We start from the raw sequence: 17228 nt of genomic DNA on the forward strand, positions 1-17228 counted from the left end.
GAGGCGGGGAACCTTTGCGCCTCGCTTCCAAGGAGAATTCCCATGAACCGCACCGTTTTCGCCGCCGCAGCCGCCCTTCTCCTGTCCACCGGCATGACGCTGGCCGCCGACATCGTGCCGGGCTCCGACACGGCGGTCCGCGACCAGCAGTCCTCCGAGGACTGGGCCGTCGCCTCGGGCGCCTACGGCAACCGCGCCGGCGCCGAGACGCGCTTCGGCTACCCGACCCGCAACGAGGGCGTCCGCGCTCCGGCCGCTGCGACGGACCGGGCCGACGACCGCGCCGCGAACCGCACGGCCCGCCTGCCGGTGCCCACCTCGCACGGCGCCCTCGTGCCGGGTTCCGACAGCTTCTGACGACCCGGCCCGGCCGCGCCGCTCCCCGCGCGGCCGGGCTTCCCTTCCGTTTCCGGGCCGAAGCCGCTTCGACCCCCGCCAGCGAGGATCGTCCCATGTCCCTTTGCGTATCCGCCCCCACCGCCGCTCCGGCCGTCGGCCTCGCCTCGCGCCTTCGCCGCCTCTTTGTTGCGCCGGGCACCGATGTCTTCGCGGTCGATCCGGACCGCACCGAGTCCGCTCCGACCCATCCCCGCTCCGAGACGGCGACCATCGCCGCTCCCCGCCGTCGCTCCGCGCTCGGCGAGACCAACGTCCTTCTTCTCTAGAACACCCCGTCCGTCCGCTGGCCTGAAGGAACCGCTCGCATGTCGAAGATCCATCTTATCCTGAACGGGCTCGCCGCCGCCCTTGCCAGCGTGGCGGCCGCCGCCTTCGCACTCGCCTTCCTGGGCCTCGGCATCCTGACGCAGGAGGTGACCCCCGCCCGCAGCGCCGAGAGCGGCGCGGCCGCGGCGCCGGCCGCCATTCCCGCCTCGGTCGCCCGGGTCGAACGGCGCCCAGTGGAGCTGTGGCAGCGCTACTCGGGTCGCCTCGAGGCCGTCGAGCGGGTCGAGATCCGCTCGCGCGTCGCGGGCGCCGTCGAGAGCGCGCACTTCCGCGAGGGCGCGCTGGTGGAGGAAGGCGCTCCGCTCCTGCGGATCGATCCCGCGCCCTACCAGGCGGCGGTGGAACGCGCCCAGTCCGACCTTGAGGCGGCGCGTGCGCGCCTCGCCTTCGCCGTCGGCGAGCGCGAGCGCGGCCGCCAGCTCCAGGGCAACCGCACGATCGCCGCCTCGGAATACGAACGCCGCGTGCAGGCCGCGGCGGAAGCCGAGGCGCAGCTCGCCTCGGCGGAGGCCGCGCTCCGGACCGCCCGCCTCGACCTGTCCTATACCGATATCCGCGCGCCGGTTTCGGGTCGTATCGGTCGCCTGGAGGTCACCGAGGGCAACCTCGTCTCGGCCGGCGCCGGCTCGCCGGTTCTGGCCCGCATGGTCTCGGTGGATCCGATCTACGCGACCTTCGATGCCGACGAGGAGAGCGTCGAGCGCCTGCTCCAGGCCTCGAACGGCACCAGCGGCCTCGACCGCGTTCCCGTGCGGCTCGACCTGTCCGATGGTCGCAGCGTCGAGGGCCGTATCCAGCTCGTGAACCCGAGCGTCGATCCGGTGAACGGCACGGTCGCGGTGCGCGCCAGCTTCCCGAACGCGGACGGCGCGCTGATGCCCGGCCAGTTCGCCCGGCTGCGCCTCGGCCAGCCCCGTTCCGAGCCCGCGCTTCTTGTTTCGGAGCGCGCGGTCGGCACGGACCAGAGCAAGCGCTATGTCCTCGTGGTCGACGACCAGGACACGGTCCAGTACCGCGAGGTCGCGCTGGGTGCGGCGTCCGGCGACATGCGGATCGTCGAGAACGGCCTGGCCGCCGACGAGCGCGTGGTCGTGAACGGCCTGCAGCGCCTGCGCCCCGGCGCCAAGATCGCCCCCCAGATGGTCTCCATGGAGACCGGCCGCTCGCTCGACCGGCAGGCCAGCGCGGACGTCCCCCCCGCGCACTGATCGGCACCCCCGGCGGGGTCTCTCCCGCTCCGCCGGGCTCCCGAGGGCCTGCCGGCGAGCCCGCCGGCAGGTTCTCGCGCCCGCTCCCCCTCCAAGGTTTACCGCCGTGAACATCTCCCGGTTCTTCATCGACCGCCCGGTCTTTGCGGGCGTCCTGTCCGTCATGATCTTTCTGGGCGGCCTTCTATCGATCTTCGCCCTGCCGATCTCGGAATACCCGGAGGTCGTGCCCCCGTCGGTCGTGGTGCGCGCGACCTATCCCGGCGCCAACCCGGCCGTGATCGCCGAAACCGTGGCGACGCCGCTGGAAGAACAGATCAACGGCGTGGAGGACATGCTCTACATGTCCAGCCAGGCCACCACCGACGGCGTGATGCAGCTCACCGTCACGTTCCGCATCGGCACCGACCCCGACCAGGCGCAGCAGCTCGTGCAGAACCGCGTGGCGCAGGCCGAGCCGCGCCTGCCCGAAGAGGTCCGTCGCCTCGGCGTCTCGGTGGTGAAGTCCTCGCCCGACCTGATGCTGGTGGTTCACCTCACCTCGCCGAACGGTCGCTACGACCTGACGTACCTGCGCAACTACGCGCTTCTCAACGTGCGCGACCGCCTCGCGCGCATCGACGGCATGGGCCAGGTCCAGCTCTTCGGCTCGGGCGACTATTCCATGCGCATCTGGCTCGATCCCGAAAGGACCGCGAGCCGCGGCTTGTCGGCGAACGACGTCGTCACCGCCATTCGAGAGCAGAACGTTCAGGCGGCGGCCGGCGTCATCGGCGCCTCGCCGAGCGTGCCGGGCGTGGAGTTCCAGCTGTCGGTCAACGCGCAGGGACGCCTCAAGGACGCCGAGGAGTTCGCCGACATCATCGTGCGCACCGACCCGCAGACGGGGGCCATCACGCGCATCCGCGACATCGGCCGCGTCGAGCTCGGCGCCTCGGAATACGCCTTGCGCTCGCTCCTCTCCAACGAGCCCGCCGTCGCCATCCCCGTGTTCCAGGCGCCGGGCTCCAACGCCATCGCGATCGCCGACCAGGTCCGCTCGATCATGGCGGAGATCAAGCAGACCATGCCCGAGGGCGTGGACTACGAGATCGTCTACGACACGACGCAGTTCGTGCGCGCCTCGATCGACGCCGTGGTGCACACGCTCCTGGAGGCGGTCGTTCTGGTGGTGCTGGTGGTCGTGGTGTTCCTCCAGACCTGGCGCGCCTCGATCATCCCGCTTCTCGCCGTTCCGGTGTCGATCGTCGGCACGTTCGCGGTGATGCATCTCCTCGGCTTCTCGATCAACGCGCTCTCGCTGTTCGGCCTGGTTCTGGCCATCGGCATCGTCGTCGACGACGCGATCGTCGTGGTCGAGAACGTCGAGCGCAACATCGAGAACGGCCTGTCGCCCCGCGAGGCGACCTACCAGGCGATGCGCGAGGTGTCGGGTCCGATCGTTGCGATCGCGCTGGTGCTGGTCGCCGTGTTCGTGCCGCTCGCCTTCATATCGGGGCTCACGGGCCAGTTCTACCGCCAGTTCGCGCTGACGCTCGCGATCTCCACCGTCATCTCGGCCTTCAACTCGCTGACGCTCTCGCCGGCGCTGGCCGCCCTTCTCCTGCGCGGCCACGATGCGCCGAAGGACCGCCTGACGCGCGTCCTCGACGCCTCGCTCGGCTGGTTCTTCCGGGGCTTCAACCGCTTCTTCGGGGCGGCCTCGCGCAGCTACGGACGCGGGGTGGGCGGGGTCATCACCCGCAAGGGCGCGACGCTCGGGCTCTATGTCTTGCTGGTCGCCTTGACCGGCGTTCTCTTCCAGAAGGTGCCCGGCGGCTTCGTGCCGGCACAGGACAAGCAGTATCTGGTGGGCTTCGCGCAGCTGCCCGACGGCGCCTCGCTCGACCGCACCGATGCGGTGGCCGGCCGCATGGGCGAGATCGCCCTGACCGTGCCCGGCGTGGAGTCGACGCTCGCCTTCCCGGGCCTGTCGATCAACGGCTTCACCAACTCCTCCAACGCGGCGGTCGTGTTCCTGACGCTCGCGCCCTTCGAGGACCGCACGACGCCCGAGCTGTCGGCGGGCGCCATCGCGCAACAGCTGAACGGGCAGTTCGCCGGCATCGAGGAAGCCTTCACCGCGATCTTCCCGCCGCCCCCGGTGCAGGGTCTCGGCACGATCGGCGGCTTCAAGCTGCAGATCGAGGATCGTGCGGGCCAGGGCTACCAGGCGCTCGACGATGCGGTGCAGGGCTTCCTCGCCAAGGCCTACCAGGCTCCGGAACTGACCGGGATGTTCACCGGCTACGGCATCGACGTGCCCCAGCTCTTCGCCGACGTCGACCGCGCGCGGGCCCGGCAGCTGAACGTGCCGATCACCGAGATCTTCAACACGCTGCAGATCTATCTCGGCTCGCTCTACGTCAACGACTTCAACGAGTTCGGCCGCACCTACTCGGTGCGCGTCCAGGCCGACGCGCCCTATCGCGCCAAGGCGGAGGATATCGGCAGCCTGAAGGTGCGCTCCAACGGGGGTGAGATGATCCCGCTCTCGGCCCTGATGCGCATCGACACGGTGGCGGGCCCCGAGCGCGCGCTGCGCTACAACGGGTTCCTCGCCGCCGACGTCAACGGCAACGCCGCGCCCGGCTTCTCGTCGGGCCAGGCGCAGGCCGCGGTGGAGCGGATCGCGGCCGAGACGCTGCCGCCGGGCTTCCAGTTCGAATGGACCGAGCTCACCTACCAGGAGATCATCGCGGGCAACTCCGGCGTCGTGATCTTCCCGCTCGCGCTTCTGCTCGTGTTCCTGGTGCTGGCCGCCCAGTACGAGAGCCTGACGCTGCCCGTCTCGATCCTCCTGATCGTGCCGGCCGGCCTGTTCTCGGCGCTCGCCGGCATCTGGCTGACGGGGGGCGACAACAACATCTTCACCCAGATCGGCCTGATCGTGCTGGTGGGCCTGTCGGCCAAGAACGCGATCCTGATCGTGGAGTTCGCGCGCGAGCTGGAGATGGAGGGGCGAACGGCGCGCGAGGCGGCGGTGGAAGCGGCGCGGCTGCGGCTTCGCCCGATCCTGATGACCTCGCTGGCCTTCGTGATGGGCGTCCTGCCGCTGGTGCTCTCGACGGGGGCGGGTGCGGAGATGCGCTCGGCCATGGGCATCGCGGTGTTCTCGGGCATGATCGGCGTCACGCTGTTCGGCCTGTTCCTGACGCCGCTCTTCTACGTCCTCGTGCGCAGCCTCGGGACCCGGCGGCGCCGGGCACCGGCGGCCGCGACGGGCCCGACGCCCGCGCTGCTCTCGCCCGAGGCGAGCGCCACCGCGATCCCGTGACCCGTTGACATCCTCCGGTTCGTGGCGGACCCATCCCGCCCGGACCGGAGGAGAACAGCCCATGCTGCGACAGGTTTCGAGCCAGGAGAACACGGCCGCCCTCGTGGAGCGGCTGCGCGCGTTTCTAGGCGAGCGCTGCACCACCAGCGTCTCGGAGCGCGAGCATCACGGGCGCGGCGAGTCCTACCATCCCGTGCGGGCCCCGGACGCGGTCTGCTATCCCCTCTCCACCGAGGAGGTCGCCGGCATCGTGCGCCTCTGCGCGGAGCACGACGTGCCGGTGATCGCCTTCGGCGCCGGCACCTCGCTGGAAGGGCACCTCGCGGCGCTCAAGGGTGGCATCTCGATCGACATGCGCCGCATGGACCAGGTCCTCGCCGTTCATGCCGAGGACCTCGACGCCACGGTCCAGGCGGGCGTCACGCGCAAGCAGCTCAACGCGCATCTGCGCGACACCGGCCTCTTCTTCGCGATCGATCCGGGCGCAGACGCCACGCTCGGCGGCATGGCGGCGACGCGCGCGTCCGGCACGGCCGCCGTGCGCTACGGCACGATGCGCGAGAACGTCGTCTCGCTCACCGTGGTCATGGCCGACGGGCGCATCGTCAAGACCGCCAGCCGGGCGCGCAAGTCGTCGGCGGGCTACGACCTCACCCGCCTCTTCGTCGGCTCGGAGGGCACGCTCGGCATCATCACGGAAGTGACCGTGCGCCTCCACGGCCAGCCGGAAGCCGTGCGCGCGGCGATCTGCACCTTTCCCGATGTCGCGAGCACCGTGCGCACCGCGATCGAGACCGTCCAGTGCGGCGTTCCGGTGGGACGCATGGAGTTCCTGGACGCGGCCGCCATTCGCGCCGTGAACCGGCACAGCGGTCTCTCGCTCGCCGAGGCACCGACCCTGTTCTTCGAGTTCGCGGGAAGCCTCGCTGCGATCGCCGGCGAGACCGAGACGGTCGCCGAGATCGCGCGCGGCAACGGCGCGCAAGGCTGGAGCTTTGCGGACGGGGCCGAGGAGCGGGCGCGGCTCTGGCACGCGCGCCACGAGTTCCACTACGCGATGCTGGCGCTGCGCCCGGGCGCGACGGCCTGGGCGACCGATGCCTGCGTGCCGGTCTCGGCGCTCGCTGCCTGCATCGAGGCCGCCTGCCGGGAGGCTGCCGACGCGCCCTTCCCGGCGGCCGCCGTCGGCCATGTCGGCGACGGCAACTTCCACATGAGCTACGTGATCGACACCGGCGACCCGGCCGAGGTCGCGCGGGCCGAGCGCCTCAACGCCGCGCTCGTGAAGCGCGCGCTGGAGGCCGGCGGCACCTGCACCGGCGAGCACGGGGTGGGCTACGGCAAGGCACGCTATCTCGTCGCCGAGCACGGCGCGGAAGCGGTCGACGTCATGCGTCTCCTGAAGTCGGCGCTCGACCCGCAGAACATCCTCAACCCCGGCAAGGTCCTGCCGGCGGCGGACGAGGGCTGATCCCTCACGCGGCTCTGAGGTCGCGCAGGAAGCCGCGCGTCACGAGATCGTCCGACGACCGGTAGCGCACCGAGTGCTCGTAGCGGAAGTCGGTCGCCGGACCGAACGCGCCGCTGTCGAGGATGTCCTTGTAGAACTGCGAACCGTTGAAGTGCGAGCCGCGCTCGGCGATCTGGCGGAAGGTCTCGACCGAGCCCGGCGCGAACTTGTGGTGCAGGAGCACGGCGTCGGGCGGCGCGAAGTTGCGGGCCAGCGGCAGCGGCCCGTGGTGGCTGCCCCCGGCGAACGCGAGCCGCCTGTCGGCGAAGACCAGCGGGAACTTCGTCATCCGCATGGATGTGCCGTAGAGCCGGTTGCGCGGCCCGCCCCGGATCGAGGTGCAGAACTTCTCGTCGCCGACCGTGTAGTGCGAGCCGTCGAGAAAGGGACAGTTCTCCGTCGGAAAGGCAGCCGGGTCGGCGGGCGGCTTCAGCGCGCCGATGGGCCCGTCGGGGTAGAGGTCGAGCATCGGCGCCATCGCCCGCTTCAGGCCGGCGCGCTCGAGATCGGCCAGGAAGGCCTCGAGGGGCCGCGTCTCGCAGCCCGGAAACACGAGGTACTCGTCGCAGTCCACCGACAGGTACCAACGGCCGCGACCGAAGCGGTCCACCAGCTGGTCGCGCCAGACGAGGCCGCCCCCGGCCCGCCGGAAATCCACGTTCGAGGTGAACAACGCGACGTCGCCTTGCGCGGCGAGGAAGTCCGCGCTCCCGTCCGCCGAGCGGTCGTCCACCGCCGCGAAGTGCCGCAGGCCGAGCCGCCGGTGATGCGCCAGAAACGAGGGCAGCGTCGCCATGCCGTCGCGCACCGTGAACAGGACGACCGGCTCCCGCGCACCGGGCGGGGGCGGCTGGGTGCCGTGGGGCACGAGGTCGATGCCGCGCCGGGACGGAGCGCGTCGCCGCCAGCGCCGGTCGCGCCAGGCCAGGGCGAGGCGGCGCAGCGGCGACAGTCGGCCATAGCCGGCCCAGGGCGGCGAATGGGTGTCGGGATAGATCACCGCCGCTCCATGGCACGGCGCACGAGCTCGTGGAAGCGGTCGATATGCGGGCCGGGCCGCGCGCGGCTCGCGGCCGTCTCGAGCGCTCCGCGGCTGAAGCGGGCGTAGCTCGCCTCGTCGTCCGTGATGCGCCGGATCGCGTCGGCCAGGGCGCCCGGATCGGGCAGCCGCGGCGCGCCGATGCTGTCGCCCGCCGGATCGTAGACCAGCGGATACACGTCGCTGGCGTCGCCGCCGAAGCCGGCCAGGCGTGCGAGCGGCAGCGTCGGCCGGACGCACAGGCCCGACACGCCGTCCCGCATCGCCTCCGGCAGGCCGTCCACCGCGGTCGCGACCGAGGGCACGCCGAAGCCGGCCGCCTCGGGGCAGACCGTGCCGAAGGGCTCCCGAAGCGCCGGGTGCAGCAGAAGGTCGATGCCGTCGAAGAAGCCCGTCATGTTTCGGACCTGTCCGAGGAACCGGACCCGGTCTTCCACGCCGCGACGGCGGGCGACCGCCTCCATGTTCGACCGGTCGGGCCCCTCGCCCGCCACCAGGAGCTCCGCCGCGCGCCCGCCGGCCGTCAGGTCGGCCAGCGCGTGCACGGCGAGAACGCCGCCCTTGAAGGCGCGCAACCGTCCCGCAAAGCCGAGCCGCAGCACCCGGTCGGGATCGATCCGACGCTCGGTCGCCGCGGCCGGCGCGTTCCACACGCAGGGCGACAGGATCTCGACGGGCGCCTCGATCCGCCAGATCTCTTCCAGCATGCGCCGGCTGGCATGGGAGTTGGCGAGAATCAGGTCGTGGCCGGTCCGGAAGGCGTCCGGCAGGGTCTTCTCGCGCCCGAACCAGACCGCACCGCGCTCCCAGTAGAGCGAGGCGGCCCGCGCGCCCCGGGCCGTGCGGATCGCGCGAAGGTCGCCGGGCAGGTTGATGTTGACGGCGGCGTCGATCTCCCAGCGCCGCGCCGCGTGCGTCAGGCGGTGCTGGCGCAGCCCCTTCGGCAGGACCACGCCGTGGAACAGCCGGGGATCGACGGGCGGCGCGGCGAGCGCGGCGGTGATCTCCGCGATCCCGTGCGCGGGATCGCGACCGTCCAGGGTCAGGAAATGGCGGAAGCGCGGATCGTCGCGCGTGGCCTGGAGAAAGGCGGCGAACTGGACCTGAATGCCGCCCCAGTTGCGCGAGGACAGCGGAAGCTGATGCAGGATGGCGAGAGGCCGCAACGTCCGGTCCTTGCGATCGCGTGGTCCGCCGGCGAGACCGGCGGCGAGGCGCCTTCGCACGGCCGAGGCCGCGCGACAACGGCTGCGGATGCCCGACGACCGGCACCCGCATCACGGCTTCGTGAAACCGGGTGCCGCCTCAGGCGCTGAGCCGCTCGAAGCTTGCACCAACAGCGCGCTCCGGTGCGAGGCGGGCGATCCCGCGCCCCGCCGGCCGGGACCGATCGGCCGAAGTGGCCACCGGCCTTCCGGCGTCCGGAGCCGCAGGGCGGGCCTTCTCCTCGTGCGCCAACTGGAAGAACGCGGCCCGCTCATCGAGCCGGCTCGCCTCGTCCGACAGGGCGGTCGCCGTCGCGGCCATCTCGGCGGCCGCACCGGCATTGGCCTGCGTCACCTGGTCGAGCTGGACGATGGCCTGGTTGATCTGCTCGATGCCCACCGACTGCTCACGGCACGCCGCCGCGATCTCGCCCACCAGTTCCGCCGTGCGATTGATATCGGGCACCATCCGGCCGAGCACCTCGCCCGCCTGTTCGGCCGCCAGAAGCGTCCGGTTCGACAGGTCGCCAATCTCCTGCGCCGTCTCGCCGGAGCGCTCGGCGAGCTTGCGCACCTCGCTCGCCACCACCGCGAACCCCTTGCCGTGCGCGCCCGCGCGCGCCGCCTCGATCGCCGCGTTCAGGGCCAGAAGATCGGTCTGGCGCGCGATCTCCTGCACGATCGCGATCTTCCCAGCGATCTGGCGCATGGCCTCGACCGACTGGCGCACGGCGTCGCCGCTGGCATGCGCGCCGTTTCTCGCCTGCAGCGCGATGCGGTCGGTCTCGCGCGCGTTGTCGGCGTTCTGGCGCAGGTTGGCGGCCATCTCCTCGATCGCCGCCGAGGCCTCCTCGGACGCGGCCGCTTGTTCCGCCGAGCCCGAGGACAGCTGCTCGGCCGTGGCCGCCGCCTGCGACGATCCGGCGGCGACGTGACCCGCCGACCCCCGGACGCCGCCGGCGATCTCGTTCAAGCGCAGGCGCATGCGCGACAGGTCGTCCAGCAGGTCGCCGATCTCATCGCGCCGCCGATGAACGACCGGCTGCGAGACGTCGCCCTGGCTGATCCGCCCGACATGCGAGGCGGTGAGGCGCAGACCCGACAGGATCGAGCGCACGAGAAGACACGCGCAGCCCAGGCCCGTCACGAACGCGCCCGCCACGAGCGCGATCAGAAGCAGGCGCGTCGAGGCATAGGTCTCGGCGGAACTCGCCAGGAAGCTGTCGGCACGCGTGCGGGCCCGGTCGGCCAGCGCATCCAGCCGCTCGCTCGCCCGCGTCGCGGCCGGGATCTGTTGTTCGTTGATGAAGCGCATCGCCTCGCTGTCGGAGCGGGCGACGTCGCCCGAACCGTTCGCGCCGGCGGCGTCCGCGGCCAGCTCGAACGCCCGGTCGGTGACGGTCCGGGTCTGCGTCAGCAACGGGGCGAGGTCCGCCACCTCGGCCCGGCCGGACTCCGACTGCACCGCCCCGAGAAAGCGTTGCAACTGCGCCGTGCTGTCGGTCCAGGTCTCGTCATAGGCCCGGCGCAGCGCCACGATCTCGTTCGCATCGGTCGACAGCAGCGCCCGCAGGACGGCGCGGCGCACCGACTGCAGGTCGGCCTGCAGCGCGCCGATCGCCTGAACCTGCTGGAAGGGGCGCGTCGCAAAGGCGGTGAACGTGTCGTTGGTGGTCTTCAGGCTGAGGATGCCGAACGTTCCGGCGGCGGCCGACAGAAGAAGAACGGCGGCGAAGCTTCCGATCAGCTTCGCCCTGAGATCGAGGCGCATGGGATGGGTCCGGTGAGGGGAGATGGCGGTTCTATGCCGCTCCCAAACGGCCACTGTCCCGAAACGGTGCGGGAAGACCCGGCTCTCTTCGGGAACGTCGATAACGCTTGGTTTCAGCACCAGCGCCGCGCGCGCACGGCCTTGCCGGCGCAACCCCAAGCCATGGTGCCGGTGGTTCGTCGCCGTCGGACGGGCGCGGTTCGACGGGCGGCACGCGCACGGAGACGAATCACCCGAGCAAAAACTTGACTCGATCAGTCCTATTTTCTACCCGACAGGTCCTGCAAGGCATGCCGAAGGACCGACCGATGCTCGAGGCCCGTTCCACCATCGTCGTTCCGGGTGCCGAGCGCCTGTTCGATCTTCTGTGCGAGCACTTCGCCGAGCATGGCGAGGTCCGCCGCCGGGACGACCGCGGCGAGGTCTCGTTCGGCTACGGCACCGCGGTGATGGCCGCCCGGCCGGACGCGCTTCACGTCGAGGTGGCCGCCGCGAACCCGATCCATCTCAGCTATCTCAAGATCGGGATCGCCGAGCATCTCCTCGAGTTCCACGAGGGCGAGGCGCCTGCGATCGCCTGGATCGGCGATGGCCTGGCGCCCGGAACGCCGCTTCCCTGGTTCCGAGAACTCACCGTGGCGGGCGTGGAGGACCTCACGCCGCACATGCGGCGGGTGCGCCTGCGGGGCGAGGATCTCGCGCACTTCGCGCAAGGCGGCTACCACGTCTATCTCCTCTTCCCGCCGAAGGACCGTGCGCCGGTCTGGCCGGTCATGGGCGAGACCGGGTTGCCGGTCTGGCCGCAGGGCGACGACGCCCTGACGCGGCGCGTCTACACGATTCGCTCGATCGACGTGGCGCGGGGCGAACTGGCGATCGACATCGTGACCCACGCGGGCGAGGCGACGCCGGGCTCGGACTTTGCCCGCTCGGCCCGGCCCGGCGACATCGTCGGCATCACGGGGCCCGGCGGCGGCGAGGCGCCCGATGCGCGCCGCCTCGTGCTGGCGGGCGACGACACGGCCCTGCCCGCCATCGCCCGCATCCTGGAGGACCTGCCACCCGACGCGGAAGCCAGCGTGATCCTCGAGGTCGACGGACCCGCCGACGCGATCGCGCTTCCCTCGCGCGCCCGGACCGACATCCGCTTTCATTATCGCTGGGGTGCGGAACCCGGCACGCTCGGACGTCTTCCGGAGGCGCTCAGGTCGCTCGACTGGGACCGGCTCGGCCCCGATGTCTTCGTCTGGGCGGCCTGCGAGTTCGCCGACTTCAAGGCCATCCGCCGCTATCTGAGGCAGGAGCGCGGCCTGCCGCGCGACCGGCACATGGCGGCGAGCTACTGGCGGCGCGGCCGGGCCGGCGGCTGACGCGGCGCTAGACCGGCGGCTGCACGAGATCGACGAGGCGCAGAACCGCCGCCTGCACCAACATGACGCCGAGCCAGTGCGCGACCTCGCGCGCGATCGCGCCGGCCGGGAAGCCACGTCGCGCAAAGCTCACCGCGAAGGCCGGCACCAGGAAGCCGATCCAGATCACCACGGGCGTCGCAAGCGTCATCACCCAGACGCCGGCCTGGGGCGGCGCGAGGATCAAGGCGCCGGCCAGGATCGAGGCCAGCCAGAACTCCGCGACAAAGGCCACCGCGCCGAAGCCGGGCGTGAGCGGCCGCGCGTCCGGCGTCCGGCCGATGGTGCGGTACCAGACGAAGCCGAAGGCGAGGCCGGCGAGCGTCGCGGCGAGAATCGCAACGATGTTGTCGAGGATGTAGGTCAAGCGGGCGAACTCCGGCGCAGGGCGGCGCTTCGAAGCAAGCTAAGGCGCCGCGCGTCGGTCGCCAGCGCGCGTCCTCACTCGTCAGCCGCGCGCGAGCGAGGCGTCCAGCGCGTCGCGCAGCGTGCGGACCTCTTCGTTGAGCCGGGCCAGATCGGTGACCGGCCGGTTCGCCGCCGACACCAGGCGCTCGCCCAGGCAGGCGCATTCGGCCAGCAGCGCGCGGCCGGCCTGCGTCAAGCGCACGATCACCTGCCGCTCGTTCTGGGGATTGCGCTCGCGATCCACGAGACCGGCCGCGGCGAGGCGCTTCACCAGCGGCGTGATCGTGCTGGACTCCAGCATCAGGCGGTCGGCGATCGCGCCGATGGACCGCTCGTCCTCCTCGCCTAGGGCGGACAGGAGGAGGTATTGCGGATAGGTGATGCCCATGCGGTCCAGCAACGGCTTGTAGGCCCGCCCGACCGCCATGGAGGCCCCGTAGAGCGAGAAGCAGAGCTGGTCGTCCAAAGGGATGGCGGACGCGGATCGGGTCATGGATGGGCTTTCGTATTGGGGCAAAACGAATATCGCGATAAAAAAACGCTGGGCAAGAGGAATGGCGCAATCCCTCTTTGGTTTCCCGCAAGACGGCGCAAACGGTGATCGCCCTTCGCGCGTAGGAAACCCACGATGCAGGCGGAGTTCGATTGCGACAGTTTCATGAAGGATGCGAACCAGTAGACCGGAGCGCTTCCGCAGTCTTTTGTTCCGCTGCGTCACCATCTCGGGCTCACTGTTCTCTTGGAATTCCGCGGTCTACTCATTGCGGCGACCACGTTCCTTCCCTCATCGAATCGCAACTTTCGCCGTCCATAACCAGCGCGACGCAACGCCCTGGATATGGCGATCCGACGCATGAGCCTTCTCCGCCATAATCCCGTCACCGGTCACCTTCTGCCGATTCTGTTCACGGCGCAGGTCGCGCTGATGGGTTGGTGCTTGTGGGCGACCGGCCGCGAGCAGACGCTGCCGCTCGGCGCGGCCTTCGCGCTCGCGCTGGCCTGCGCGCTCCTTTTGGGACGTGCCTGGCACGTGACGGCGCGGCGGTTGCGAACCGGCGAGGCCGCCCAGGCCGAGCGGCTCCGCAGCATGGACGCCGACCCGCTGACCGGCGCGCTCGCGCGCGCCGCCTTCACCGGCCGGCTTCGCGACGCCATCGCCCGCTCCGAGCCGCGCAGCCTGCTCCTGATCGACGTCGATCACTTCAAGTCCGTCAACGACAGCCTGGGGCATGCGGCGGGCGACGCGATCCTGCAGCGTCTGGCCGAGACCGCGCGCCGCGTGTTTCCCGACGCCATGCTCGGGCGGCTGGGCGGCGACGAGTTCGCGCTGCTTCTGCCCGGCGACGCCGCGCTGGCCGAAGAGCGCGCGGGCCGCTTTCTCGAGGCGCTTCGCGAGCCTCGCGCGCTGGACGGGCGGCCGGTCGCCATCGAGGCCTCGGTCGGCATCGCCGCCATGCCCGACCACGCCGCCTTCGAGGACGAGCTGATGCTCTATGCCGACCTCGCGCTCTACGAGAGCAAGCGGCGCGGGCGCGGCTGCGTGACGCTGTTCAACGAGTCCATGCGCCAGGACCGCAAGCAGCGCCGCTTCATCGAGCGCGAGTTGCGCGCGGCGATCCTGCTCGACGAGCTCGACCTTCACTACCAGCCGCTGGTGGACCTGCACGGCACCGTGATGGGGGTCGAAGCCCTCGTGCGCTGGCGCCACCCGTTGCGCGGCACGATCATGCCCGGCGAGTTCATCCCGGTCGCCGAGCAGTCGCTCCTGATCGACCGCCTCGGCGAATGGGTGCTGCGCCGGGCCTGCCGCGACGCCGCCTCGCTGCCCGGCCGCTTCGTGTCGCTCAACCTGTCGGGCGCCCAGCTGAAGCGCGACGCCGTGGTGGAGACCGTGCGCCACGTGTTGGCCGAGACCGGCTGCGCACCCGAGCGCTTCACCTTCGAGATCACCGAAACCGTCGCAGTCAGCGCGACGCCGGCCGTGCTCGCCCGGATCGTGGCGTTGCGCGCGCTCGGCCTGCGCATCGCGCTCGACGACTTCGGCACCGGCCACATGGGCCTCAGCGCCCTGCGGACGCTGCCGGTCGACGGCATCAAGATCGACCGCAGCTACATCCAGGCCATGGGAACGGACGAGGTGGCCTCGATCTTGGTTTCGGCGCTGGGCGCGATCGGACGGGCGCGTGGCGTGCCGGTGGTGGCGGAAGGGATCGAGACCGATGCCCATCTCGCCATGGCCAAGGTGGCCGGTTGCTCACTCTTCCAGGGCTACCGGATCGGGCGGCCCGCACCGCTCCGGGTTCCGCTCGCCCGGTCGGCCTAGCCGTTTCGCCGGGCGCCGGGACGGCCGCAGGTCCCGCGCGAGGCGGAAGGGTTGCGGGAAGGGCGGCGGCGGGTCCATAGCGCTCGCGTCCCGGCACCGAATCGCCTAGGCAACGCAAGCCCGTGCTTCTGCGTTAAGGGACCCATTCGTCCACGCATGAGAGTTCCCCCATGTCCGCATCCTCCCTCGAAGGCCGTACCATTCTCGTTGTCGAGGACGACCCTCGTATCGCGGGCGAGATCGCGATGGCGCTCGAGGATCGTGGCGCCTCGGTGGTCGGCCCCTGCAGCGGCATCCGCGAGGCGATCGCCGCGATCGGCGAGGCGCACGAGTTGTCGGGCGCCGTGCTCGACGTGAACCTGTCGGGCGAGCTGGTCTTTCCGGTCGCCTACGATCTGGCGCGACGGGCCGTCCCCTTCGTCTTCCTGACCGGCTACGACCGCTCGCTGGTGGCGGTGCGCTTCAGCTCCGTGCCCGCCTTCGAGAAGCCCGTGCGCCCCGAGGACGTCGTGGAGGCGCTGGCGAGCGAGATGCAGACCGTGCCGCAACGGCGCTCGGCCTGATCCGTTAACGGATCGTTTCACGTGAAACAGGCGGTGCGCCGCCTGTTTCACAAGGTGGCGAGAACGCCGCCGTCGACATACAGGATCTGACCGTTCACGAAGTCCGAGGCGCGCGAGGCCAGGAAGATCGCCGCGCCCTGGAGTTCCTCGACCTCGCCCCAGCGCCCGGCCGGCGTGCGCTTGGTGAGCCACTCGTTGAAGGCGGGGTCCTCGACCAGCGCCTGGTTGAGCGGCGTGCGGAAGTAGCCGGGCCCGATCGCGTTGACCTGCAGCCCGTGGCGCGCCCAGTCCGTGCACATGCCGCGCGTGAGGTTCAGCACCGCGCCCTTGGACGCGGTGTAGGGAGCGATGGAGTAGCGCGCGGCCTGCGCCTGGAGGCTCGCGATGTTGATGATCTTGCCGTGCCCGCGCCCGATCATGGACCGCGCCACCGCCTGGCCGACGAAGAAGACCGAGTCGACGTTGGCCCGCATGATCTCGGACCAGGTCTCGGCCGCGTAGTCCTCGAGCGTCCCGCGTCGCTGAATGCCGGCGTTGTTGACGAGGACGTCGATCGGCCCGACCTCGCGCTCGATGCGACCCACCGTCGCCTGGACGGCCGGACGGTCCGTCACGTCGAACACCGCGGTCGCCACCGCGATGCCGTCCGCGCCCAGCTGTTCGGCGGCTGCCGCGAGCTTGGCGCCGTCGCGGCCGTTGAGGATGACGCGCGCCCCTGCGCGCCCCAGCCCTTGTGCGATGGCGTAGCCGATGCCCTGGCCCGAGCCGGTGACGAGCGCCGTGCGCCCCGTGAGGTCGAAGAGCTTGAGGGACACGGCGGCTAGTCCTCGTCCGGGTCGGTCCAGGTCGCGGCGTGGGCGTTCACGTAGATCGCGTAGAGCGAGGTCTGGGCGGTGATGAACAGGCGGTTGCGCTTGGGTCCGCCGAAGCAGAGGTTGGAGACGATCTCCGGGATCGGGATCGAGCCGATATGCGTGCCGTCCGGCGCGAAGGCACAGACCGCGTCGCGGCTGGAGGCCCAGAGGTTGCCGTTCGAATCGCAGCGGAAGCCGTCCACCACGCCGCGCGGCACGCGCACGAAGTCCGCGCCCGCCCCGACGCCCCCGTCCGCGCCGATCGGATAGGCGCGCACGCCCGGCACGAGGTCCGGATCGTGCGAGGAGCCCGTGTCCGATACGTAGAGCACGCGCTCGTCCGGCGAGAAGGCCAGCCCGTTGGGTCGCACCATGTCGGTGACGACGGCCGTCGCCTCGCCGGTGGCGGGGTCCAGGCGATAAACGTGGCAGCCCTCGAGTTCGCTCGCGGAGCGATGGCCCTCGTAGTGCGAGTCGATGCCGTAGGTCGGGTCGGTGAACCAGATCGAGCCGTCGGAATGGACGACGACATCGTTGGGCGAGTTGAAGCGCCGGCCGCCGACCCGTGTCGCCAGCGGGCGCCACACGCCGTCGTGGTCGAGACGCGATACGCGCCGGCGCCCGTGCTCGCAGGCGATGACGCGGCCCTGCGCGTCGCTCGTATGGCCGTTGTGGAAGCCGCAAGGCGTCTCGAACACGGAGACCGAGCCGTCGCACTCGTCCCAGCGCATCAGGCGATCGTTGGGAATGTCGGACCACAGAAGCGAGCGGGCGGCCGGCACGTAGACCGGCCCCTCCACCCATCGGCCGCCGGTCCACAGCCGTTCCAGCTGCGCGTGGCCGACGATCAGCCGGGAGAAGCGCGGGTCATGGATCTCGTAGGGCGACGACATGGA

General features: G+C 71.1%; 15 protein-coding genes. 8 read left to right on the top strand and 7 right to left on the bottom strand.

Translation table 11 applies throughout. The features are described from left to right. The first annotated feature begins 42 nt into the window (after positions 1-42). From BLQ76_RS11445 to BLQ76_RS11465, 5 genes are all read left to right on the top strand, one after another. A complete protein-coding gene (locus tag BLQ76_RS11445) occupies positions 43-357 on the top strand; it encodes a hypothetical protein (protein WP_090673200.1) in 315 nt (104 codons plus the stop codon). A 95-nt stretch (positions 358-452) separates the two neighbouring features. Further along, a complete protein-coding gene (locus tag BLQ76_RS11450; protein WP_090673202.1) occupies positions 453-665 on the top strand; it encodes a hypothetical protein in 213 nt (70 codons plus the stop codon). Between the two features lie 39 nt (positions 666-704). Then, entirely contained in the window at positions 705-1934 is a 1230-nt protein-coding gene (locus BLQ76_RS11455; RefSeq protein WP_090673204.1) for an efflux RND transporter periplasmic adaptor subunit, read from the top strand. A gap of 106 nt (positions 1935-2040) precedes the next feature. Further along, positions 2041-5250, top strand: a complete 3210-nt coding sequence (locus BLQ76_RS11460; RefSeq protein WP_090673206.1) for an efflux RND transporter permease subunit — start codon at positions 2041-2043, stop codon at positions 5248-5250. 61 nt (positions 5251-5311) lie between these two features. Next, entirely contained in the window at positions 5312-6721 is a 1410-nt protein-coding gene (locus tag BLQ76_RS11465; RefSeq protein ID WP_090673208.1) for an FAD-binding oxidoreductase, read from the top strand. Between the two features lie 4 nt (positions 6722-6725). Here BLQ76_RS11465 and BLQ76_RS11470 read toward each other — a convergent pair whose 3' ends face one another. The 3 genes from BLQ76_RS11470 to BLQ76_RS11480 all read right to left on the bottom strand — a co-directional run bounded on the left by BLQ76_RS11470 (position 6726) and on the right by BLQ76_RS11480 (position 10775). Further along, a complete protein-coding gene (locus BLQ76_RS11470; protein WP_090673210.1) occupies positions 6726-7760 on the bottom strand; it encodes a glycosyltransferase family 2 protein in 1035 nt (344 codons plus the stop codon). After that, positions 7757-8965, bottom strand: a complete 1209-nt coding sequence (locus BLQ76_RS11475; RefSeq protein WP_090673213.1) for a glycosyltransferase — start codon at positions 8963-8965, stop codon at positions 7757-7759. The genes BLQ76_RS11470 and BLQ76_RS11475 overlap by 4 nt, the downstream gene beginning before the upstream one ends. Positions 8966-9104: 139 nt before the next feature. Continuing rightward, positions 9105-10775: a methyl-accepting chemotaxis protein gene (locus BLQ76_RS11480; protein WP_090673214.1), complete on the bottom strand. Its 1671-nt coding sequence runs from the start codon at positions 10773-10775 to the stop codon at positions 9105-9107. 308 nt (positions 10776-11083) lie between these two features. Here BLQ76_RS11480 and BLQ76_RS11485 point away from each other — a divergent pair, with 308 nt between their 5' ends. Beyond that, positions 11084-12145 carry a siderophore-interacting protein gene (locus tag BLQ76_RS11485; RefSeq protein ID WP_170842564.1) on the top strand — a complete coding sequence of 354 codons (1062 nt, stop codon included), beginning with the start codon at positions 11084-11086 and terminating at the stop codon, positions 12143-12145. A gap of 7 nt (positions 12146-12152) precedes the next feature. On the opposite strand, the gene BLQ76_RS11490 is transcribed toward BLQ76_RS11485, so the two are convergent. Further along, complete coding sequence (locus tag BLQ76_RS11490; protein WP_090673218.1) at positions 12153-12551, bottom strand: DUF1761 domain-containing protein; 399 nt, start codon at positions 12549-12551, stop codon at positions 12153-12155. A gap of 81 nt (positions 12552-12632) precedes the next feature. Next, on the bottom strand, positions 12633-13085 hold the full coding sequence (locus BLQ76_RS11495) for a MarR family winged helix-turn-helix transcriptional regulator (protein WP_090673220.1): 453 nt from the start codon (positions 13083-13085) through the stop codon (positions 12633-12635). A gap of 360 nt (positions 13086-13445) precedes the next feature. Here BLQ76_RS11495 and BLQ76_RS11500 point away from each other — a divergent pair, with 360 nt between their 5' ends. Then, positions 13446-14915 (top strand): putative bifunctional diguanylate cyclase/phosphodiesterase, encoded by a 1470-nt coding sequence (locus BLQ76_RS11500; protein WP_170842565.1) that lies wholly within the window; start codon positions 13446-13448, stop codon positions 14913-14915. Positions 14916-15085: 170 nt separating this feature from the next. Continuing rightward, on the top strand, positions 15086-15478 hold the full coding sequence (locus tag BLQ76_RS11505; RefSeq protein WP_090673224.1) for a response regulator: 393 nt from the start codon (positions 15086-15088) through the stop codon (positions 15476-15478). 47 nt (positions 15479-15525) lie between these two features. On the opposite strand, the gene BLQ76_RS11510 is transcribed toward BLQ76_RS11505, so the two are convergent. Both BLQ76_RS11510 and BLQ76_RS11515 read right to left on the bottom strand, forming a co-directional pair. Beyond that, the gene (locus BLQ76_RS11510) at positions 15526-16293 is read right to left on the bottom strand and encodes an SDR family oxidoreductase (protein WP_090673226.1); all 768 of its coding nucleotides are present in this window, start codon (positions 16291-16293) and stop codon (positions 15526-15528) included. A 5-nt stretch (positions 16294-16298) separates the two neighbouring features. After that, positions 16299-17225 carry an SMP-30/gluconolactonase/LRE family protein gene (locus BLQ76_RS11515; RefSeq protein ID WP_090673228.1) on the bottom strand — a complete coding sequence of 309 codons (927 nt, stop codon included), beginning with the start codon at positions 17223-17225 and terminating at the stop codon, positions 16299-16301. Positions 17226-17228 lie beyond the last annotated feature (3 nt).

Origin of the sequence: Aureimonas jatrophae, from assembly GCF_900104035.1 — a bacterium.
Taxonomy (GTDB): domain Bacteria; phylum Pseudomonadota; class Alphaproteobacteria; order Rhizobiales; family Rhizobiaceae; genus Aureimonas; species Aureimonas jatrophae.